We start from the raw sequence: 20,543 nt of genomic DNA on the forward strand, positions 1-20,543 counted from the left end.
TGATCAAACTCTTCAGTTTAAAGTGTTTAATCGACCCATTGAATCAATGACTTAATAAATCTAATTTGTTAAGCACTTTTCCAATCAGTCAGGTGTATCCGAAGATACTTTTTTTTGCATCCGAAGATGCTTCTCTGCCTGAATCCGGTAAGTGCCCACACAGTTTGCTTGGCTTGGTATATTGTTAAAGAACGTTCGCTTACTTCGCTGAAGTAGCGGCTTGCATCTCGGCAAGCAAGGCGGCGTATTCTACAGCCTCGAAGTTTTGTGTCAAGCCTTTCGGCGAATTTTTTTCTGACTCAAAACTTATACTTTTGGCGACTTCGTTGTCTGCCTCAAGCGTGGGGCGCATTTTAGAGATTTAACTCGCCGCGTCAAGCGCCTTTTTGACATTTTTATGTGTTTTTTTTGCCAACTGCTGATTTTGTGAGCGAAGCGTATAAAAAAAGCTCGCCGAAGCGAGCTTTTTGACTATCAATAAGCTGTTTTACTTATTTTTGCCTTTACCTTTACCTGGATTACCGCCACCGGTATCACCGCCAGTATTGCCACCGGTATCGCCACCCGTTGATCCACCACAGCCATTCGCTGTTAGGTAATCAACCGCTGCTTTTGCTTGCACAAGGCCATGGCCATAAAGTGTATCGCGACCTGTTGCACCCAAATCTTTGGCAGTAGCTGCTAAAGCGTTACGGATATCGTCGTTACTACAAGCTGTGTGATGCGACCATACTAATGCGGCTACACCAGCAACGTGAGGCGTTGCCATTGATGTTCCGTCGAAGAACGCCCAATCGCTATCTACAACACCTACGGTTGTGTTTGCACCTAATTGGTTAAGTAAGGTAGCACCGTCCGTATCACTAATACCAACTGCAGGGATACTTGACTGGTAAGTTCCTAAGGTACCCAACACCATACCTGGTTCGTTGTTATAAACAATCGCACCAACACCACCGCCGGCTTCACAAGCTTGTACTTTCTCTGCGAACGAAATCACACCACGTTCGATTAAACAAACTTTGCCTACCGCATCATTACAAGTGGTATCGCCGATACCGCAATTCGCTAACGCGCCAGAATTCTCGACGCGAGCCGTTCCTTCCATGCTAGTTGCTTCAACTGCAACGCCACCAACAGAGAGTGAAACTTTTTCACCCATGCCGCGTGGCACTGAAGAAAGAACGCTTACACCAGGACCAGCAAGTTCGACTTGTGCTGTTTGCTGTGAAAATGATGCGTGTTGTTCATTTGCATCAACTGCCGCAACAGAAACAACTGAATCGTAAGAGGCAGGATAAGAATCACGCGTGTTACCGTCGTTACCTGCAGCAGCGATGCTAAGGATACCGGCAGCGTTTAGCTGAGCAAACGCACGTTCTTCTGTACGGTTTGCACGTGTGCCACCTAAGCTCATATTAATAACGTTAGCGCCGTAATCAGCACATTGTTCGGCTGCTGCCATTAACGATGATGAGTATGCCCAACCAGAAGCTGAGAATACTTTCACGATATGTAGGTTGACGTTACCATTCGGCATCACGCCGACAACACCTTCCCCGTTCGATAACGCAGCAATCGTCCCCGCAACGTGGGTACCGTGACCATTTTCATCGGTATACCAGGTACCAGTACCAGCATCGTTTACACCAGTAACACCTGCTGTTTGTAAATCTGGGTGACCCATATCGTAACCTGAGTCGATGATACATACTGTACGTGTACCTGCTGCAGCATCTGATACTAAATCAGCTTGAACCATTTCGATACCATATGGTTTGCCTGGTTCCCACTGTGTGCTCTGCACATAGCGCTTCTCATCAGGCGTGACGCTGATAACGTTCGGGTTATTCATTAAACCATGAACGGCAGAGTGCGGCACTTGAATTGCCATAGCATTGAAGCGGTCGTATCGATGGATAATTTTATTATCTTTGTTGCCGCCTGGATCATCACCATCTTTAGGTGGATCGAGCAAACCGTCATCATCTAAATGTAAAAAAGCTTCAATGGCGTTTTTTGAGCCTGGCTTAAATTCGACAATTACGCGTTCTTTTTCGTTGTTTGCATGAGCTGGCCCATGGGCGTGTACAGCTGTGCTGATAGCAAGCGACAACGCCGCTAAAACTAGCGCACTATTTTTAGTAGTGTTCGACATGGATTTGACCTTTTTTTATTATACTTTTTAATGTGTTGTTCGTTTGCGGCTCATTATTTTTTTAACGCCACAACAACTCATAATGTAGTATTTTGCTCGTATGCGCAATGTCATATCGTGAAGAAATTGTAAAGTTACTTGATCGTAAGTTCAGTAGACATTTCGCGTTCTACCGTTACAATTCGCCCTCGTTTGTAGATGTAAGACACACATTTAGGAAGTTTCATGACTCAATTAACCATTAACTCTGACAATTACCAAATGCAACTTGCGGAAAAGGTCGCGCGTTTGGAATCAATGCTTACACCATTTAACGTTTCAGAGATTGCGGTTTATGAATCACCAAAAACTTACTATCGCATGCGTGCGGAATTTCGGGTTTGGCATGATGGCGACGACTTGTTCTACATTATGTTTGATCCGGATACCCGAGAAAAAATACGCACCGATTCCTTTCCAGTCGCCAATCGTCTTATAAATCGCCTAATGCCAGAAATACTCGACTATGTGCGAGGGCGTCCAAACTTAAGACAACGACTGTTTCAAGTTGAATTTCTAACAACGACAACAAACGAAGCTTTAGTCTCATTAATCTATCACCGCCAGTTAGATGAACACTGGCAGAGTGAAGCGCGAGAAATGCGTCAACACTTAAGTCAGTTTGGCGAAATAGAAATTGTTGGACGAGCAAAGAAACAGAAACTCCGCATTGATAAAGACTGGGTCACCGAAACACTCGTGATTAACGATAAACCATATCGCTTCCAGCAAGTTGAGAACAGTTTCACCCAACCCAATGCTGCCGTGAACCAGCATATGGTCAGTTGGGCACTTAATGCGACGCAAGGTAGTGAAGGTGACCTACTGGAGCTTTACTGTGGCAACGGTAACTTCAGTCTCCCCTTGGCGCAAAATTTCAAGCGTGTTCTGGCAACCGAAATTAGTAAAACCTCTGTTCACTCAGCTCGATACAATTGCGAACTTAATAACATCGATAATGTGACTGTAGTGCGTATGTCTGCTGAGGAATTTAGTGCAGTTATGGCAGGTGAGCGTGAGTCTCGACGAGCCAATGAAGCTGAATTGGAGCGCTTTGACTGTCAAACCGTTTTAGTCGATCCACCGCGAGCAGGTTTAGATGTTGATACGATTGAGCTCGTTCGGAATTATGATTCAATTGTATATATCTCGTGTAACCCTGAAACTCTGGTGGAAAATCTAGCGGCACTGCAGACAACTCACGAGGTGAAACAAGCCGCATTGTTTGATCAATTTCCGTATACCCACCACATGGAAGCTGGGGTACTATTAAAAAGAAAGCGTTAAAATTTTAGAGTTAAGCTGTGGTGAGAAGACTGGTTGAGCGAACCAAACGTAAGTTAACCCAATGCGCAGCGATAATAAGGCTTGCTCCCAGTAAAATAATAACCGGTTCGCCCATTTCACCTAGACTATCTTTGTGCCAATAGATGAAGCCGCCGGCGATTAATAATACCAACGGGTAGAAGCGAGCATGCTGGCGAATACCACTAATCAGCGCAACTAAGCCAAGCAAAATACTGGTACCTAGAATAACGCGCTCGAGCAGTTCTTCACCGATAAACGATAAACCAATTAACGATAGCATTGGTAAAATGACAGGTAGCAACAAGCAGTGCAAAGCGCACAAGGTGGTAACCCACATGCCTGTTTTGTCTAATGAACGCTGCGTCATTTTTCACTTACTCCAATGAATACCAACTACTCTAAACAAGAGTGTTATAGTATAACATTACTTATTTTAAGCGCAAGCGATGCTGTACGGTAAAACTTGACGAATATCAGAAACACCAGTAACCAGCATTAATAAGCGATCAAAGCCAAGCGCAACTCCAGCGCACTCAGGCATTTCTGAATTAAGAGCATCTATTAACCGAAAGTCAGCCGGCTTCTCACTCTTTCCAAATTGTTGGCGCAGCCGATTATCGTGCTCGAATCTCATCTGTTGCTGCGTTGCATCAGTTAACTCTTGATAACCATTCGCGAGCTCGATACCACCGACATACACTTCAAAACGCAGTGCAACCCGCGGATCTTCAACATCGAGTTGAGCTAATGCCGCTTGGCTAGCAGGAAACCGATGCACAATTGTGATCTGTGATTTATCTAACTGGGGTTCAATGACAAGCGCCATGGCCAACTGTAGCAAGGTATCTTTATCAGTTTCTCGCTCGACCAAATCGGCAATTCGCTCATCGTGCATCAATCGCGCTTGAAGGTCTTTTACTGAAATTGTCAGCGGGTCAATGTTCAAATGCTTTTCAAAAAGCGCTTGATAGGTCGACTGCTGAACGATTAAATCACCAAGCACCGAATGGAGTAAGCAGACGACTTCATCAATTAAATCATGCATTGTGAAACCTACTCGGTACCACTCCAACATCGTAAACTCTGGATTGTGAAAGCGACCAGCCTCGTCGTCACGGAATACTTTACCAAGCTGATAAATCGACTGCCCATGTGCGGCAAGTAGCCGTTTCATGGCATATTCGGGCGAGGTTTGCAGTTGAAACCGTTGGTGTGGGAAATGGCTCAGCGAAGTTTCAAGATTCTCAAGATGTAAATCCGTTACGCCGAATCGGCCAAGGATTGGTGTATCAACTTCGAGAACACATCGGTGCTGAAAAAAACTTCGGATAGTTTGAAACAATGCAGCTCGCTGTTGCAGAACATCAAGCGATGCGCTTGGTTGCCAATCATCAGTGAGCTGCATATAGATTCGGGAAACTTATTTCTGGACGCGCGAAACGTACTCGCCAGAGCGCGTATCCACTTTGACGACTTCGCCCGTTTGCACGAAAAGCGGTACTCGCACTACGGCGCCAGTGCTTAACGTTGCTGGTTTACCGCCGGTACCTGCGGTATCACCTTTTAAGCCCGGATCCGTTTCTACGATTTCGAGTTCAACGAAATTCGGTGGTGTAACAGCAATTGGGTTACCGTTCCACAATGTCAGGGTACAAGTATCTTGCTCCACTAACCATTTGGTTGAATCGCCAACCGCTTTTGCATCGGCGGCCAATTGCTCAAATGACTCATTGTTCATGAAGTGCCAAAACTCACCGTCGTTGTATAGGTACGATAGTTCCATATCAACCACGTCTGCGCCTTCAACTGAGTCACCTGATTTAAAGGTTTTCTCAACCACTTTCCCGCTGATGAGTTTACGGATTTTAACGCGGTTAAAAGCTTGCCCTTTACCTGGTTTTACAACTTCATTGTCGATGATGTTACATGGTTCACCATCTTGCATGATTTTTAAACCAGCTTTGAATTCATTCGTGCTGTAATTCGCCATAGCTTCCTCATATGCTTTCAAATTAAGCGATTTCGCGGGCAATAATAAACCATAACGACGCAATTTTCAGGTAAAATAATTGCAGTCATTAAACAAATTTACAGGAAGCTTGTGTCGAATCTGAATGTTATCTCTGTGCGGCCGCAGTGGCAGCAAGAGCTTGCACAATCTATTTCAGACCCGCGTGAACTCGGTGCGTTGTTGCGTCTACCAGAAGACTGGATTACTCAGAATCAATCTGCACGTGAGTTATTCCCATTGCGGGTAACGCGCTATTTCGCTGGATTGATGACACCCGGTGATCGATTCGATCCGCTGCTCCTACAAGTGATGCCGAAGCAAGAAGAATTTGCAACCAAAGAAGGCTTTGTTACAGACCCACTCGAGGAGCAAAGCAGCAATCACTCGGGCATTTTGCACAAATATAAATCACGCGTGCTCGTGATTCTTCGCGGTGGTTGCGCAATTAACTGCCGTTACTGCTTCCGTCGGCATTTCCCGTATGAGGACCATCACTTTGGTCGCGCACAATTACAACAGCTGGTTGAGTTGGTCCAAGCTGATGCAGCAATCAATGAAGTGATTTTAAGTGGCGGCGACCCATTGATGGCTAACGATGACCAGCTTGAGAGAGTGATAACCGAACTGGAGGGTCTGCCGCAATTAAAGCGAGTGCGCATTCACAGTCGACTTCCGGTCGTATTACCTTCACGCCTTACCGAGAAGCTTGCTAAGCGATTACAGTCGAGTCGGTTGCAGGCAATTTTAGTCATTCACGCAAACCACCCTCGAGAAATCACCAGTACCTTAAAGAGTGCTCTAGCGATGTGGGCCAAGCACAATGTCACGTTGTTCAATCAAAGTGTGTTGCTCGCCGGCATTAATGACTCGGCAGACGTTCTCGAAGCCTTAAGCGAAGCTCTATTTGATGCGCGGGTTATTCCATATTACTTGCACCAATTAGATAAAGTAGCTGGAGCAAGTCATTTCGCTGTGAGTGATGAGCGAGCTCGACAACTTGAACATGAGTTACGAGCCCGCCTACCTGGCTTCTTGGTTCCTAAACTGGTGCGCGAAATTGCTGGTGAAGCCAGCAAGACACCGCTTTAGATGTCAGCGCGCACAGAGAAGCAATTACTTGGCTGTTTCAGGAAAGGTTTCTCGGAACCATTCTTGTAACAGCTCTTTCTCAAAATAAAGACTATCCCGACTTGAGCCCATGATATTTCTAATATTGCGCGGTGGCGCGAGCGACTTTAACTCAATATGGTCAGCTTCACTCAAAACGTTACCTTGCGCATCAGTATATCGATATGAAATCACGAGATACGGATAAGAAACATCATCGAGGATGCGCTGAAATGCACTGCTGGTTGCACCGAACGTCGGCTCCACTCGACCGGCAAGATCAACGTCGTTAAAAGTAACCTCTAGCTTATTCTGCTCGGGTAAGCGCTCACCTAGCTTTGTTACATACTCAGCAAAATCAGCTTTAGTTCGTTCCTCAAAACGGCTTTTTAACTCGTTAACGGCTTCGAAATCTGTAAACGATTTCACGTCATCCCATTTTACCGAAACTTCCGCTGCGCTTGACGCACCAGCAAACAGACTAGCGACAACAGCAAGACTTAAAACGGACGCTTTCATGGTTAACCTCCATTACAAACACTGAGTATCTATTTTCAGATATTGCTTCTGAAATTTTGTTTTCAATAGTATAGACGCTGAAACGCTGAGTTTCGTGACAGCCCAGAAAACAAAAAGGGAAGCACAAACGCTTCCCTTTTTAACTCAGCGACGAATGCGCCGGCTTACATCATGCCGCCCATTCCGCCCATGCCGCCCATATCTGGAGCAGCTGGTTCATCTTTTGGTAACTCAGCAACCATCGCTTCGGTGGTAATCATTAACGCAGCTACCGATGCCGCGAATTGCAATGCTGAACGAGTTACTTTGGTTGGATCCAAAATACCCATTTCTAACATGTCACCGTAAACGTCTTGGCCAGCGTTGTAACCGTAGTTACCTTCACCGTTTTTCACGTTGTTTGCAACCACTGAAGCTTCAGCGCCAGCGTTGGTTGAGATTTGACGCAGTGGCGCTTCCATCGCGCGCAACGCCAATTTAATACCAACGTTTTGGTCTTCGTTGTCGCCACGTAAGTCAGCAAGTTTGCTTGCTGCGCGTACCAACGCAACACCACCACCAGGCACCACACCTTCTTCAACAGCCGCGCGAGTTGCATGCAACGCATCTTCAACGCGAGCTTTCTTCTCTTTCATTTCCATTTCGGTGGCAGCACCGACTTTAATCACGGCAACACCGCCAGCTAATTTAGCCAAACGTTCTTGCAGTTTCTCGCGATCGTAGTCTGAAGAAGTCTCTTCGATTTGCTGACGAATTTGCGTGACACGACCTTCAATCGCCGTTTGGTCACCGCTACCGTCAACAATGGTGGTGTTATCTTTGTTAATCACCACACGCTTCGCTGTACCGAGGTCGTCAAGCTGTGCCTTCTCGAGCTCCATACCGATTTCTTCAGAAATCACGTTACCGCCCGTCAATACCGCGATATCTTGCAACATCGCTTTACGACGGTCACCGAAACCAGGCGCTTTTACAGCTGCAACTTTCACGATGCCGCGCATGTTGTTCACGACCAACGTTGCTAAGGCTTCACCTTCAACGTCTTCAGCGATGATCAACAATGGTTTGCCTGACTTCGCAACGCCTTCCAATACTGGCAACAATTCGCGAATGTTTGAGATTTTCTTGTCAACAAGCAAAATGAACGGGCTATCGAGTTCAACAGTGCCGTTCTCTTGATTGTTAATGAAATATGGTGACAGATAGCCACGGTCAAACTGCATCCCTTCAACAACGTCAAGCTCATCTTGCAATGCTTGGCCCTCTTCAACGGTGATCACACCTTCTTGGCCTACTTTGTCCATTGCTTGAGCAATGATTTCACCGATGGTGCTATCAGAGTTAGCTGAAATAGTACCAACCTGTGCAATGGCTTTTGAGTTGTTGCAAGGCTGAGATAATTCTTTCAACTCTGCTACTGCAGCGATTACAGCTTTGTCGATACCGCGCTTCAAATCCATCGGATTCATGCCCGCGGCAACAGCTTTCAAGCCTTCGTTGACGATAGCTTGAGCTAATACGGTTGCCGTAGTAGTACCGTCACCAGCTTCATCATTTGCTTTAGACGCAACTTCTTTAACCATTTGTGCGCCCATATTCTCGAACTTATCTTCTAGTTCGATTTCTTTCGCAACAGATACACCGTCTTTGGTGATCAATGGTGCGCCAAATGATTTTTCTAAAACCACGTTACGACCTTTCGGGCCCAACGTAACTTTAACTGCGTCGGCTAGGATGTTGACGCCTTTTAACATGCGCTGACGCGCTGTATTACCAAACTTAACTTCTTTAGCTGCCATGTTCGTTTCCCTCTTAAGCTTCGATAATCGCTAGAATGTCTGACTCAGACATAATCAGGTATTCTTCACCGTCAATCTTTTGCGTTTTCACGCCATAGCTTTCGTTGAATAATACGCTGTCGCCGACTTTGACATCCAAAGCTTTCACGTCACCGTTATCCAAGATGCGACCATTGCCCACAGCAACAACCTCACCGCGCGTCGATTTCTCTGCTGCTGAACCAGTCAGCACGATACCGCCTGCAGATTTAGTTTCTGCTTCTGAGCGTTTGATGATCACACGATCATGTAAAGGACGAAGTTTCATCGTTGATAACTCCTAAACCTAAGGTTTGTGGTTGATAACTCTGCTTCAGGGATGAGCTGAAGCTGTTAAAAAATTTGTTGTGCCCCCTGTTATGGGGGATAAAAAATTGATATCAAGGTTTTCTGATAAATTTTTTTTGTTTTCGTATACTGACCAAAATTTAACGAATGGGTGTATGTATGACGACAGAATATCGTCTAGTGATTTGTAGTTGTCCTGATAAACATGTAGCCAAAGCTTTAGCAGATAAGATACTTCGCGCACGACATGCGGCATGCATCAATATTTCAGCACCCTGCACATCCATGTACTGGTGGGATGATCACATTCATGCCGAAGAAGAAGTTTTGCTACAAATCAAGACAACCGTCGGTTCACTTGATGCACTATTTGAACTCATTCAAACTGCGCATCCGTACGATGTTCCAGAAATTGTTGCTCTCGCTATTACCGAAGGCTCAGAAAGCTATTTAAATTGGATTACACAGGTCACCCAATCATGAAGTCAATGTGGTTTCGAAGCTTACTTGTTCTGTTGTCGCTGTGGCTGGTATTGCCATCTATTGCTGTTGCCCAGGCCCAGTTTGAATTGGGACAAGATGACCCGTTTGCTCAACAAAACCAGTTTTTACCGGTTGATGAAGCATTTCAATTCGACTTTCGCCAGCAAGGCGACGTACTCACTCTGAATTGGGAGATTGCGGATAGCTACTATATGTATCAGCACCGGTTCGTCATCAAAACACCGGTTCAGTTGAAGCAAGAGCCACAGTTACCAGAGGGTGAAGCCCACTTTGATGAATTCTTCGGCGAGACCATTGTCTATCGCGACTTCGTTGAGTTGACCTATCACTTAAGCCAAGCTAGCCCTGATCAAGCGTTTACTATTTCATATCAAGGTTGTGCTGATGCTGGCTTATGTTATCCGCCCACTGAAAAGACCATTTATCTCAACGCTGTGAAAGGCGATGGTTCAGTCGCCATTGATTTCCAGCAGGTCACCGAAAATTCGCAACAAACCACTTCATCGACATTTTTTGATGCGATCATCGAGAAGCCCTTATGGCTAGTTTTATTGCTCTTTGTAGTGCTGGGTATTGGTTTGGCGTTTACCCCATGTGTATTGCCGATGTATCCGATTATTTCCGCGATCATTATGGGACAGACTGGCGCCGGCACTAGCCAACCAAAGCAACTAAGTACCCACCGCGCTTTCACCTTAAGCCTTGCGTACGTGCAAGGCATGGCCATTACCTATTCGGTATTAGGAGTGGTCGTTGCACTGGCAGGATTACGCTACCAAGCGATGCTACAACATCCTGCAATACTCATTACCTTAGCAGTCGTGTTTGTGCTGCTTGCGCTAAGTATGCTTGGCGCCTACACATTACAATTACCACAACGATGGCAAAATTACCTCAATCAGCTCAGCCAATCACAACGCGGTGGCGCGCATCGTAGCGTGTTCACCATGGGAGCAATTTCTGGGTTAATCGCTTCACCATGTACTACCGCGCCGCTATCAGGCGTACTTTTGTTTATTGCGCAATCGGGTGACCTCACCATTGGCGCCGCCGTTCTCTACGCCTTAAGTGTGGGTATGGGACTCCCGTTACTGGCTTTCGGTGTTACTGGCGGCAAGCTGCTGCCAAAAGCTGGTGCGTGGATGAATACCATCAAACGGGTGTTCGGAGTGGTGTTGTTGGGCGTTGCCATTGTGCTAGTCGAGCGACTAATTCCCTACGTTGTTGCTGATTGGCTCTGGGTTATCTTTATTGCAGCAAGTGCGGCTTATTTAATTCAAGCCGATGTCCGTGAGCTTTCTCGGAAAGTCGCAGCTCGTTTCGTCGCTATTTGGATTATCATCGGTGGCGTACTTTTATATAGCTGGTGGCCACAGTCACACCACACGCTGCCGTTTGTTCAAGTGTCATCGGTTGCTGAAATTCAACAGCAATTAGCAACGGCAGCTCGTAATGATCAGGTTGTGATGCTGGATCTTTATGCCGATTGGTGCGTTGCGTGTAAAGAATTTGAACGGGACACGTTCTCTGCCGAACAGGTAGCCAATGCAACAGCGGATGTTGTGCTATTGCAGGCCGATGTAACCGCTAATACAGCATCAAACAATGCCATTTTAAGCGAATATCAAGTGCTCGGCTTGCCGACAATTCTGTTCTTTAAAGCAGAACAGGAAATAAATCGCTCGCGGGTGACTGGGTTTATGTCGGCAGAAAACTTCGCTGAACACATCGAAGAGTTAAAAACACGTTAAAACTTGCAGCGAACGGCGGTGATAAGACCAGTATTTTGCTGCTTATTTTCATTTTTTCACTATAATGCTGAATTAGGTGTTGAATTAGAGGCCGAACTTGGCCTCTAATATCAATCTTGATACGTTCGCAGCAGATCGCAGCATTATGACAGCAAATAACGATAAAAAATTCAGAGTGCTTCTACTCAACGGCCCTAACTTGAACTTGTTAGGTACGCGTGAGCCAGAAATCTATGGCAGCGACACCCTCGATAAGATTGAGCATCGCTTACGCGAACACGCTGAGTCAATGGGCATCACCCTTGATTGCCGGCAATCCAATGCCGAGCACCAGTTGATTGACTGGGTTCATGAAGCGCGCACATCACACGTCGATTACATCATTATTAACCCTGGCGCCTACACACACACTAGCATCGCTTTGCGTGATGCATTGGCTGGGGTAGCAATACCATTTACTGAAATACATCTTTCCAATATTCACGCTCGCGAAGAATTTCGTCAGCATTCCTTTTTAGCCGATGTTGCTGTTGGTGTGATTTGTGGTTTCGGTGCGCAAGGTTATGACTTTGCGTTACAAGCCGCCAAGCACTTTTTAAGCAAGCAATAACGAACACAAACCATTGGGGTCATAACAGATCATGGATATTCGTAAAATTAAAAAACTGATCGAACTGGTCGAAGAATCAGGCATTGCCGAGTTAGAAATCACTGAAGGTGAAGAGTCAGTACGTATTCACCGCGGCGGTAGCCACAGTGCTCCGATGCACTATCAACTGCCACCACAACAAATGATGGCAGCGCCAGCTCCTGCTCCGGCTTCTGCACCAGCTGCGGCTGAAGCGCCTGCGGCACCTGAGTTATCAGGTCACGTAGTGAAATCACCAATGGTTGGTACCTTCTATGCGGCCCCAGCACCAGGTGCAGCAGACTTCGTTAGCGTTGGTCAACAAGTAAAAGCTGGCGATACGCTATGTATTGTTGAAGCCATGAAGATGATGAACCAAATTGAAGCCGATAAAGGCGGAGTGGTGAAGCAAATTCTTGTTGAGAACGGCGAGCCGGTCGAATTCGACCAACCTCTGTTTGTCATCGAATAAATATATCGACACAGGACATCGTCATGTTAGATAAGGTAGTGATTGCAAACCGAGGCGAGATCGCGCTGCGTATTCTGCGCGCTTGTAAAGAACTCGGTATCAAGACGGTCGCAGTGCATTCCACTGTCGATCGCAATTTGAAGCATGTGTTGTTGGCGGATGAATCGATTTGTATCGGCAACGGTCCATCAACGGATAGCTATTTGAATATTCCGCGCATTATCAGTGCAGCAGAAATCACCGATGCAGCAGCGATTCACCCAGGCTACGGCTTTTTGGCCGAAAACGCTGATTTTGCTGAGCAGGTGGAAAACTCTGGATTTATCTTTGTTGGCCCAACCGCTGATGTAATTCGCCTGATGGGTGATAAAGTATCCGCGATTGAAGCAATGAAGAAAGCTGGCGTTCCATGCGTACCAGGTTCTGGTGGCCCGCTTGGTGATGACGATGCGACAAATATTAAGATTGCTAAACGCATTGGTTATCCAGTGATTGTAAAAGCAGCTGGTGGTGGTGGTGGCCGCGGTATGCGCGTTGTTCGTAAAGAAGACGAGTTACTGCGCGCAATTAGCACAACCAAAGCTGAAGCTGGTGCAGCCTTTGGTAATTCGATGGTGTACATGGAAAAATTCCTAGAGAATCCTCGTCACATCGAAATTCAAGTACTTGCTGATGGTCAGGGCAACGCCGTTTATTTAGGTGAGCGCGACTGTTCAATGCAGCGTCGCCACCAGAAAGTCGTTGAAGAAGCCCCAGCACCAGGTGTCACACCTGAAATGCGTAAGTTCATTGGTGAGCGCTGTGTGAAGGCTTGTATTGAGATCGGTTACCGCGGTGCCGGTACCTTCGAATTCTTGTACGAAAACGGTGAGTTCTATTTCATTGAAATGAATACCCGTATTCAGGTAGAGCATCCGGTGACTGAAATGATCACGGGCATCGACCTAATTAAAGAGCAACTGCGTGTTGCTGCCGGTCGTCAATTGTCTATCTCACAAGAAGATATCGTGATTCGTGGGCATGCGATTGAATGTCGTATCAACGCTGAAGATCCAAACACGTTCGTACCGTCGCCCGGTTTGATCTCACGCTTCCATCCGCCAGGTGGTCTTGGTGTGCGTTGGGATTCACATGTTTACGCAGACTACAAAGTGCCGCCAAACTACGACTCTATGATTGGTAAGCTCATTACTTACGGTGAAAACCGTGATGTTGCGATTGCTCGTATGCGTAATGCACTCAGTGAGTTAATCATTGAAGGTATTAAAACCAACGTGCCGTTGCAAAAAAATATTATGGCTGACGAGAACTTCCAGCATGGTGGCACGAATATCCACTATCTGGAGAAGAAACTTGGTATGGGTGGTCACTAAACCCGATGCCTTGGATTCAATTAACTGTTTCAGCGCCTGAAAAGCATGCCCCCAACATTGGGGACATGCTTGAAGGCAACGGCGCTATGGCCGTAACCTACCGCGATGCACAAGATAATCCGATTTTTGAACCACCTCTTGGCGAGCTCGTTTATTGGCAAGAAACCTTGGTCACTGGCTTGTTCCCAGCTGAAACGAATTTAGCACCAGTCATCGCAAATTTGAAAAAGTCGAGTTACTTCAAGGAAGGATTTAACTACAAAACTGACCAATTAGAAGATAAAGATTGGGAACGCGAGTGGATGGATAACTTCCACCCAATTCAATTTGGCAAACGCTTATGGGTTTGCCCAACTTGGCGTGAAATTCCCGACCCGGCGGCTGTTAATATCATGCTCGACCCCGGTATGGCATTTGGCACGGGCACACACCCAACAACCGCACTATGTTTAGGATGGTTAGATGGACAAGACCTTGCTGATAAGACTGTGGTCGACTTTGGCTGTGGTTCCGGTATTTTAGCCATTGGTGCGTTATTACTCGGTGCTAAACGAGCCGTTGGTATTGATATTGATAAACAAGCTTTGCTAGCGAGCATGGAAAATGCAGAACGCAACGGTGTCGCCGAGCAACTTGAAGTTTATCTACCAAGTAACCAACCAACGCTCAAAGCCGACGTAGTCGTCGCCAATATTCTTGCCGGACCATTACAGGAACTTGCTCAAGTTATTACAGATTATGTCGCCGAAGGTGGTGAACTCGTCATGTCTGGTATACTCGAACGACAGATCCCTGCCGTGCAGGCAGCGTATCAAGAACATTTTGAATTCAGCCCGCCACAGGTCAAAGATGGCTGGGTAATGCTCCACGCCAAGCGCAGACTGTAATATTCCTGCAATTTGTCAAGAGCAAAAAGTACAAAAAAGGCGGCTTTTGTACAAATTACAGCCTTTTCTTTAGCCGCCAAATTCCCTAAAATTTCCCACCCTTGAGTTGCACAGTTTTTAACCGATGCGGATCGGACCATATCAATTAGACAATCCAGTAATACTTGCGCCAATGGCGGGAGTAACCGACCTTCCCTTTCGACGTTTGTGCCGAGAGTTGGGAGCAGGGTTAACGGTGTCTGAAATGTTATCGAGCAATCCGTTGGTGTGGGATACCAAGAAATCACGTGACCGCATGGAGCACGCAGATGAGCCAGGTATTCGAGCAGTGCAAATTGCAGGTTCTGAGCCAGAGTTGATGGCAGCTGCGGCAATTCACAACGTGAATAATGGCGCACAGATTATTGATATCAACATGGGTTGCCCTGCAAAAAAGGTAAACAAAAAGTTAGCGGGCTCTGCCTTGCTGCAATATCCACAGCTGGTTGAAGAAATTATATCAGCGGTGGTGGCAGCAGTTGATGTGCCCGTTACGCTAAAAATACGTACGGGCTGGGATCCAGACAATCGCAACGGTGTAGCAATAGCTAAGATTGCTGAGCGACTTGGTATTCAATCGCTAGCCGTTCATGGCAGAACTCGCGCATGTATGTACAAAGGCAACGCAGAATACGACACCATTCGAGCTATTAAAGAGTCGGTTCGTATTCCAGTGGTTGCTAATGGTGATATCACCACGCCTGAGAAGGCGAAACAGGTTCTTGAGTATACCGGCGCCGATGCCATCATGATTGGCCGCGGTGCACAGGGGAATCCGTGGTTGTTTCGCGAAATTGCGCACTACTTGGCAACTGGTGAACAACTGCCGCCACCAAGTGCAGATGAAGTTTGTGATGTGGTCATTCGCCATGTTCGCAACCTTCACAACCACTATGGTGACTATAGCGGTGTTCGGATTGCCCGAAAACATGTGGGTTGGTACTTACAACAGCAACAACCTGCGTCAGCTTTTCGTCGGGAGTTTGTCAGCATTGAAGATGCTAACGAACAACTAAATGCCCTGACGAAGTTTTTTGCAACAGTAAACTAGAAGAGATAGAGCGCACCTATGTTTGATCAAAACGCAAATCGTGATCCGATTTCTCCATTTACCACAATTGGTAACAATGCTCAGCCGAAACCACTGCGTGATTCGGTAAAGCAGGCGTTGAATTCATTTTTGAAGCAGCTTGACGGACACGATCCTGAAGAGCTATATGAATTAGTGCTCGCTGAAGTAGAAGCTCCATTATTGGAAGAGGTCATGACCTACACGCGTGGTAATCAAACCCGCGCCGCAACGATGCTCGGCATCAACCGCGGTACTTTGCGTAAGAAGCTGAAAAAATACGGCATGAACTAAGTGCCCCCGGAAAAAGAGCGCCTTGTGTGCTCTTTTTTTCTTTGTAAGACATCAGAAAGGTAGAGCAACCATGCAACATCGTCCTATTCAACGCGCCCTTTTAAGTGTTTCCGACAAAACTGGAATCGTCGCTTTTGCACAAGCGCTCGTGCAACGCGGCGTCGCTATCTTATCAACCGGCGGCACAGCAAAATTACTTCGTGAGCATCAAGTACCGGTAACCGACGTCTCGGAGCACACGGGACAACCTGAAATTATGGACGGTCGCGTGAAGACCCTGCATCCGAAGATTCATGGCGGCATTTTGGCGCGTCGCGACGTGGACCAGCAGGTTATGGCTGAACAAAATATTGCGCCAATCGATTTGGTTGCGGTGAATCTCTATCCATTTGCTGAAACCGTTGCGGATGAAAATTGCTCACACGAAGATGCCGTTGAAAATATCGATATCGGCGGTCCTACGATGGTTCGCGCCGCGGCTAAAAATCATCGCGATGTGACCATTGTTGTGAATGCAAACGATTATGACCGTGTGATTGCCGAGATGGATGCAAACCAAAACAGTCTGACATTTGATACGCGTTTTGACCTCGCAATTAAAGCCTTTGAGCATACGGCACAGTATGATGGCATGATTGCCAATTACTTCGGTGCTCGTCTGCCGCAACAAGAAAGCAAGTTTCCAAGAACCTTTAATGTTCAGTTTGAGAAGAAACAAGATTTGCGTTATGGCGAAAATAGCCATCAACAAGCGGCTTTCTATGTCGAATCGAAGCCAACAGAAGCTTCTGTTGCAACCGCCGTGCAATTGCAAGGAAAGGAACTATCGTTCAACAATATCGCTGACACTGATGCGGCGCTTGAATGTGTGAAATCATTTGAGCAACCGGCTTGTGTGATTGTGAAACACGCGAACCCATGTGGTGTTGCGATTGGTGATACACCGTTGGCCGCATATGAGCGGGCTTTTAAAACGGACCCGACATCAGCATTCGGTGGCATTATTGCCTTTAACCGTGAGCTCGACGTTGATACAGCTAAAGCAATTGTTGATCGCCAGTTCGTTGAAGTGATTATTGCCCCAGTCGTCAGCCCAGCGGCGCGCGATGTAGTGGCGACTAAAGCGAATGTGCGCCTATTGGAGTGCGGTCAGTGGCCAGCCAAGCGCAGCGCTAGTCTTGATTACAAACGGGTGAATGGCGGCTTATTGGTGCAAGATAATGATCAAGGTGAAATTACGCTTGATGATCTGAAAGTTGTGACCGAGAAGCAGCCGACTGAAGCGCAATTACAAGATTTGTTGTTCTGCTGGAAAGTTGCCAAATTTGTTAAATCAAACGCGATTGTGTACGCCCGTGATGGCATGACAATTGGTGTTGGTGCCGGCCAAATGAGCCGTGTATACAGTGCCAAGATTGCTGGTATTAAAGCCGCCGATGAAAACTTAGAAGTACCTGGTTCAGTAATGGCTTCAGATGCGTTTTTCCCATTCCGCGATGGTATTGATGCAGCAGCCGCTGCGGGTATTACCGCAATTATTCAACCTGGCGGTTCAATTCGTGATGACGAAATCATTGCGGCCGCGAACGAACACGGTATTGCCATGGTGTTTACCGGCATGCGCCACTTCCGTCACTAACGGATTCGTTTGCCGAAATGGCTAGCACGGTTTAGGATGAAGCTATCTTACAGCTAAGGAGCAAGATAATGACTGCACGTACTCGTCTGTTAAATCTGTTGTTCATTCCTCTTACCGTGCTGAGCCTGAACGCCTGTTCAGAATCAGCGCAAGCAAATTCAGCAAATGCGGATGCATTGCAACAAGCGATTAACTCTGAAGCTCGCTCAGAGCGTAATAAAGCCCGCGATGAATTTCGTCATCCCGCTGAAACGTTAGCGTTTTTTGGTGTTGAGCCAACCTCTACCGTGGTTGAGATTTCTCCTGGTGGCGGGTGGTATACCGAAATCCTAGCACCGTATTTGAAAGACAAAGGGTTACTTTACGCAGCGCATTTCCCAGCAAACAGTAGCAGTGAATATTATCAGCGTTCACGCCAAGCATTTATAGATCGCGTCGCTAACGACGCTGCATTTAATGCAGTCGTTGTAACCGAATTCGCCCCCATGGGCGACAGTGTTATTGCGCCACCAGCAAGCGCTGATATGGTGCTGACGTTCCGTAACCTGCACAACTGGTATATGGGCGGTGGCGAAGAGGCGGTTAAGAATGCGTTTACGCAGTTTTATAACGCGTTAAAGCCAGGTGGTGTGTTAGGCGTTGTTGATCATCGCTTGCCAGAGTCACGCTCAGACGAAGATATGGCGAGCTCCGGCTACATGAAAGAAAGCTTTGCAGTTGCCATGGCGGAGGCAGCGGGTTTTGAACTAGTAGAGAGCAGCGCTATCAACAGCAACCCGAAAGATACTGCCGATCATCCTCGCGGAGTCTGGACATTACCACCTACCTTGCGCTTAGGCGACGAAGAGCGAGAGAAATATACTGCAATTGGTGAAAGCGATCGCTTCACTCTGAAATTTATAAAACCTAAATCGTAACGAGAGAGTTCATGAACGTATTGGTAATTGGCGGCGGTGGTCGCGAACATGCATTAGCTTGGAAAGCAGCACAGTCAAACGCTGTTGAGATGGTTTATGTTGCGCCTGGAAATGCGGGCACAGCAGCTGAATCAGGCATCGAAAATGTAGCGATTGCCGCTGATGACATTGATGCTTTACTCGCTTTCGCACAAGACAAGAATATCGGTTTGACGATTGTGGGCCCAGAAGCTCCGCTTGTACTTGGTGTAGTCGATAAGTTTACCGCCGCTGGTTTATCAATATTTGGCCCAACGCAAGCAGCTGCTCAATTGGAAGGCTCAAAAGCGTTTAGTAAAGATTTTTTAGCGCGTCACAATATTCCGACAGCTGCTTACGGTAATTTCACCGATATTGATGCGGCGAAAAATTATGTCCGTGAACACGGTACACCTATTGTGATTAAGGCCGACGGTCTGGCTGCAGGCAAAGGCGTTATTATTGCAGAGACTGAAGCTGAAGCGTTCGCCGCAATTGACGATATGCTCGCCGGTAATCGCTTTGGTGAAGCTGGTAGCCGAGTTGTTATAGAAGAGTTTTTAGTAGGTGAAGAGGCTAGCTTTATTGTCATGGTTGATGGCAAAACAGCGTTACCATTTGCGTCAAGCCAAGACCATAAAGCCCGTGATAATGGTGATAAAGGCCCAAATACCGGTGGTATGGGTGCCTATTCACCTGCCCCAGTGGTTACGCCTGTGGTACATGACTGGGTGATGCAGCACGTCATTCAACCAACCGTTGAGGGTATGGCGGCAGAAGGGAATCCTTATACGGGCTTCCTTTACGCAGGATTGATGATCGCACCAGATGGCACAGCTAAAGTACTTGAGTTTAATTGTCGTTTCGGTGATCCGGAAACACAACCGATTATGTTGCGCTTACGTTCAGATTTAGTCGAACTTTGTCAATTAGCTTGTGCTGGCGAGCTCGCGGGTCACAGTATCGATTTTGATCCACGTGCAACGGTCGGTGTTGTGATGGCCGCCGGTGGTTACCCTGATAGCTACGCCAAGGGCGATGTCATTACTGGCATTGAAGCAGCTGAGGCAAACGGCGCTAAAGTTTTCCACGCTGGTACCAAGCGAAACGAGCATGGTGAGCTGGTGACTGCCGGTGGGCGTGTTCTATGCGTCACCGCAATTGGTGACAGCGTCACCGACGCGCAACAGCAAGCTTATGCAGCACTTCACAAAATAAACTGGAATAACGTTTATTTCCGCACCGATATTGCACATCGTGCAATTAGACGCGAACAAGCCTAAAAAAAAAGCGCCGTAACGGCGCTTTTTTAATCTTCCACAACGATATCGTCGTCATCACTACCACTGATTTCAAATGCTTCATCAGTGTAGCGACTGCGGCCGTACATACTGCCTACTTTCGGACGATTGATACGCGCTTGATATTTCGACCAAGCTTTTTCAATTGCCGTATCCGCTGCTTTTTCGCCGCGCGCTACGGCTAACATTGATTGTTCTTCGGCTGATTCAGGTTCAAGCTCACCACTCATCAACGCCGCAATCAAACTGCCGTGTTTTGCTAACAGCTCACTTTCGCGAATTGAAAAATCGCCCGAACGAGCAAAGCCGTACGGGTAGTTTTTGAAGTCGTTAAACGGCTTCTTCATAATTTGATCACGGTTCATTGTTGCCATTGTGTGCCC

The 20,543-nt window shown here is 46.9% G+C and carries 21 protein-coding genes; 13 read left to right on the forward strand and 8 right to left on the reverse strand.

Translation table 11 applies throughout. The annotated features are described in order from the left end of the window. Nucleotides 1–487: 487 nt before the first annotated feature. Complete coding sequence (locus BM292_RS06905; protein WP_092856962.1) at nt 488–2,158, reverse strand: S8 family serine peptidase; 1,671 nt, start codon at nt 2,156–2,158, stop codon at nt 488–490. A gap of 225 nt (nt 2,159–2,383) precedes the next feature. Between BM292_RS06905 and trmA the strand changes: the two genes are divergently transcribed. Next, entirely contained in the window at nt 2,384–3,484 is a 1,101-nt protein-coding gene (trmA, locus tag BM292_RS06910) for a tRNA (uridine(54)-C5)-methyltransferase TrmA (RefSeq protein ID WP_092856964.1), read from the forward strand. A gap of 10 nt (nt 3,485–3,494) precedes the next feature. On the opposite strand, the gene BM292_RS06915 is transcribed toward trmA, so the two are convergent. From BM292_RS06915 to efp, 3 genes are all read right to left on the reverse strand, one after another. Continuing rightward, complete coding sequence (locus tag BM292_RS06915) at nt 3,495–3,872, reverse strand: MerC domain-containing protein (RefSeq protein ID WP_092856966.1); 378 nt, start codon at nt 3,870–3,872, stop codon at nt 3,495–3,497. A gap of 66 nt (nt 3,873–3,938) precedes the next feature. Continuing rightward, nucleotides 3,939–4,910, reverse strand: coding sequence for an elongation factor P--(R)-beta-lysine ligase (epmA, locus tag BM292_RS06920; RefSeq protein ID WP_092856968.1), 972 nt, complete (start codon nt 4,908–4,910; stop codon nt 3,939–3,941). 15 nt (nt 4,911–4,925) lie between these two features. Further along, entirely contained in the window at nt 4,926–5,495 is a 570-nt protein-coding gene (gene efp / locus BM292_RS06925) for an elongation factor P (protein WP_092856970.1), read from the reverse strand. Nucleotides 5,496–5,606: 111 nt separating this feature from the next. On the opposite strand from efp, the gene epmB reads away from it, so the two are divergent. After that, nucleotides 5,607–6,605: an EF-P beta-lysylation protein EpmB gene (gene epmB / locus BM292_RS06930; RefSeq protein WP_177203808.1), complete on the forward strand. Its 999-nt coding sequence runs from the start codon at nt 5,607–5,609 to the stop codon at nt 6,603–6,605. 24 nt (nt 6,606–6,629) lie between these two features. Here the strand turns inward: epmB and BM292_RS06935 are convergent, their stop codons facing one another. From BM292_RS06935 to BM292_RS06945, 3 genes are all read right to left on the reverse strand, one after another. Continuing rightward, nucleotides 6,630–7,142 (reverse strand): DUF3016 domain-containing protein, encoded by a 513-nt coding sequence (locus tag BM292_RS06935; RefSeq protein WP_092856972.1) that lies wholly within the window; start codon nt 7,140–7,142, stop codon nt 6,630–6,632. A 164-nt stretch (nt 7,143–7,306) separates the two neighbouring features. Then, nucleotides 7,307–8,941, reverse strand: coding sequence for a chaperonin GroEL (gene groL, locus BM292_RS06940; protein ID WP_092856974.1), 1,635 nt, complete (start codon nt 8,939–8,941; stop codon nt 7,307–7,309). A gap of 13 nt (nt 8,942–8,954) precedes the next feature. Further along, nucleotides 8,955–9,248, reverse strand: coding sequence for a co-chaperone GroES (locus BM292_RS06945; protein ID WP_092856976.1), 294 nt, complete (start codon nt 9,246–9,248; stop codon nt 8,955–8,957). A 179-nt stretch (nt 9,249–9,427) separates the two neighbouring features. On the opposite strand from BM292_RS06945, the gene cutA reads away from it, so the two are divergent. From cutA to purD, 11 genes are all read left to right on the forward strand, one after another. Then, nucleotides 9,428–9,751, forward strand: coding sequence for a divalent-cation tolerance protein CutA (gene cutA / locus BM292_RS06950; RefSeq protein WP_177203809.1), 324 nt, complete (start codon nt 9,428–9,430; stop codon nt 9,749–9,751). A gap of 5 nt (nt 9,752–9,756) precedes the next feature. Continuing rightward, nucleotides 9,757–11,523 (forward strand): protein-disulfide reductase DsbD, encoded by a 1,767-nt coding sequence (locus BM292_RS06955; protein WP_425439082.1) that lies wholly within the window; start codon nt 9,757–9,759, stop codon nt 11,521–11,523. A gap of 145 nt (nt 11,524–11,668) precedes the next feature. Next, nucleotides 11,669–12,133: a type II 3-dehydroquinate dehydratase gene (gene aroQ / locus BM292_RS06960; protein WP_092857575.1), complete on the forward strand. Its 465-nt coding sequence runs from the start codon at nt 11,669–11,671 to the stop codon at nt 12,131–12,133. Between the two features lie 31 nt (nt 12,134–12,164). Next, nucleotides 12,165–12,623 (forward strand): acetyl-CoA carboxylase biotin carboxyl carrier protein, encoded by a 459-nt coding sequence (gene accB / locus BM292_RS06965; protein WP_092856982.1) that lies wholly within the window; start codon nt 12,165–12,167, stop codon nt 12,621–12,623. A 23-nt stretch (nt 12,624–12,646) separates the two neighbouring features. Further along, a complete protein-coding gene (accC, locus tag BM292_RS06970; protein ID WP_092856984.1) occupies nt 12,647–13,996 on the forward strand; it encodes an acetyl-CoA carboxylase biotin carboxylase subunit in 1,350 nt (449 codons plus the stop codon). A gap of 5 nt (nt 13,997–14,001) precedes the next feature. Next, entirely contained in the window at nt 14,002–14,883 is an 882-nt protein-coding gene (prmA, locus tag BM292_RS06975; protein ID WP_092856986.1) for a 50S ribosomal protein L11 methyltransferase, read from the forward strand. A gap of 124 nt (nt 14,884–15,007) precedes the next feature. After that, nucleotides 15,008–15,973 (forward strand): tRNA dihydrouridine synthase DusB, encoded by a 966-nt coding sequence (dusB, locus tag BM292_RS06980; protein ID WP_092856988.1) that lies wholly within the window; start codon nt 15,008–15,010, stop codon nt 15,971–15,973. A gap of 18 nt (nt 15,974–15,991) precedes the next feature. Then, nucleotides 15,992–16,285, forward strand: coding sequence for a DNA-binding transcriptional regulator Fis (fis, locus tag BM292_RS06985; RefSeq protein WP_092593808.1), 294 nt, complete (start codon nt 15,992–15,994; stop codon nt 16,283–16,285). Between the two features lie 70 nt (nt 16,286–16,355). Continuing rightward, on the forward strand, nt 16,356–17,924 hold the full coding sequence (gene purH / locus BM292_RS06990; protein ID WP_092856990.1) for a bifunctional phosphoribosylaminoimidazolecarboxamide formyltransferase/IMP cyclohydrolase: 1,569 nt from the start codon (nt 16,356–16,358) through the stop codon (nt 17,922–17,924). A gap of 68 nt (nt 17,925–17,992) precedes the next feature. Next, a complete protein-coding gene (locus BM292_RS06995; protein WP_092856992.1) occupies nt 17,993–18,841 on the forward strand; it encodes a class I SAM-dependent methyltransferase in 849 nt (282 codons plus the stop codon). An 11-nt stretch (nt 18,842–18,852) separates the two neighbouring features. Beyond that, nucleotides 18,853–20,142 (forward strand): phosphoribosylamine--glycine ligase, encoded by a 1,290-nt coding sequence (purD, locus tag BM292_RS07000; RefSeq protein ID WP_092856994.1) that lies wholly within the window; start codon nt 18,853–18,855, stop codon nt 20,140–20,142. 26 nt (nt 20,143–20,168) lie between these two features. Here purD and BM292_RS07005 read toward each other — a convergent pair whose 3' ends face one another. Next, nucleotides 20,169–20,534 carry a MaoP family protein gene (locus BM292_RS07005; RefSeq protein ID WP_092856996.1) on the reverse strand — a complete coding sequence of 122 codons (366 nt, stop codon included), beginning with the start codon at nt 20,532–20,534 and terminating at the stop codon, nt 20,169–20,171. Between the last annotated feature and the right edge of the window lie 9 nt (nt 20,535–20,543).

Origin of the sequence: Pseudidiomarina tainanensis (genome assembly GCF_900115255.1) — a bacterium.
GTDB classification, from domain to species: Bacteria; Pseudomonadota; Gammaproteobacteria; order Enterobacterales; family Alteromonadaceae; genus Pseudidiomarina; species Pseudidiomarina tainanensis.

Bases quoted from the DNA above. Each gene is read 5' to 3' on its own strand.
- BM292_RS06905 (WP_092856962.1), bottom strand. From the start codon at position 2,158: ATGTCGAACACTACTAAAAATAGTGCGCTAGTTTTAGCGGCGTTGTCG.
- trmA (WP_092856964.1), top strand. From the start codon at position 2,384: ATGACTCAATTAACCATTAACTCTGACAATTACCAAATGCAACTTGCG.
- BM292_RS06915 (WP_092856966.1), bottom strand. From the start codon at position 3,872: ATGACGCAGCGTTCATTAGACAAAACAGGCATGTGGGTTACCACCTTG.
- epmA (WP_092856968.1), bottom strand. From the start codon at position 4,910: ATGCAGCTCACTGATGATTGGCAACCAAGCGCATCGCTTGATGTTCTG.
- efp (WP_092856970.1), bottom strand. From the start codon at position 5,495: ATGGCGAATTACAGCACGAATGAATTCAAAGCTGGTTTAAAAATCATG.
- BM292_RS06935 (WP_092856972.1), bottom strand. From the start codon at position 7,142: ATGAAAGCGTCCGTTTTAAGTCTTGCTGTTGTCGCTAGTCTGTTTGCT.
- groL (WP_092856974.1), bottom strand. From the start codon at position 8,941: ATGGCAGCTAAAGAAGTTAAGTTTGGTAATACAGCGCGTCAGCGCATG.
- BM292_RS06945 (WP_092856976.1), bottom strand. From the start codon at position 9,248: ATGAAACTTCGTCCTTTACATGATCGTGTGATCATCAAACGCTCAGAA.
- cutA (WP_177203809.1), top strand. From the start codon at position 9,428: ATGACGACAGAATATCGTCTAGTGATTTGTAGTTGTCCTGATAAACAT.
- BM292_RS06955 (WP_425439082.1), top strand. From the start codon at position 9,757: ATGTGGTTTCGAAGCTTACTTGTTCTGTTGTCGCTGTGGCTGGTATTG.
- aroQ (WP_092857575.1), top strand. From the start codon at position 11,669: ATGACAGCAAATAACGATAAAAAATTCAGAGTGCTTCTACTCAACGGC.
- accB (WP_092856982.1), top strand. From the start codon at position 12,165: ATGGATATTCGTAAAATTAAAAAACTGATCGAACTGGTCGAAGAATCA.
- accC (WP_092856984.1), top strand. From the start codon at position 12,647: ATGTTAGATAAGGTAGTGATTGCAAACCGAGGCGAGATCGCGCTGCGT.
- prmA (WP_092856986.1), top strand. From the start codon at position 14,002: ATGCCTTGGATTCAATTAACTGTTTCAGCGCCTGAAAAGCATGCCCCC.
- dusB (WP_092856988.1), top strand. From the start codon at position 15,008: ATGCGGATCGGACCATATCAATTAGACAATCCAGTAATACTTGCGCCA.
- fis (WP_092593808.1), top strand. From the start codon at position 15,992: ATGTTTGATCAAAACGCAAATCGTGATCCGATTTCTCCATTTACCACA.
- purH (WP_092856990.1), top strand. From the start codon at position 16,356: ATGCAACATCGTCCTATTCAACGCGCCCTTTTAAGTGTTTCCGACAAA.
- BM292_RS06995 (WP_092856992.1), top strand. From the start codon at position 17,993: ATGACTGCACGTACTCGTCTGTTAAATCTGTTGTTCATTCCTCTTACC.
- purD (WP_092856994.1), top strand. From the start codon at position 18,853: ATGAACGTATTGGTAATTGGCGGCGGTGGTCGCGAACATGCATTAGCT.
- BM292_RS07005 (WP_092856996.1), bottom strand. From the start codon at position 20,534: ATGGCAACAATGAACCGTGATCAAATTATGAAGAAGCCGTTTAACGAC.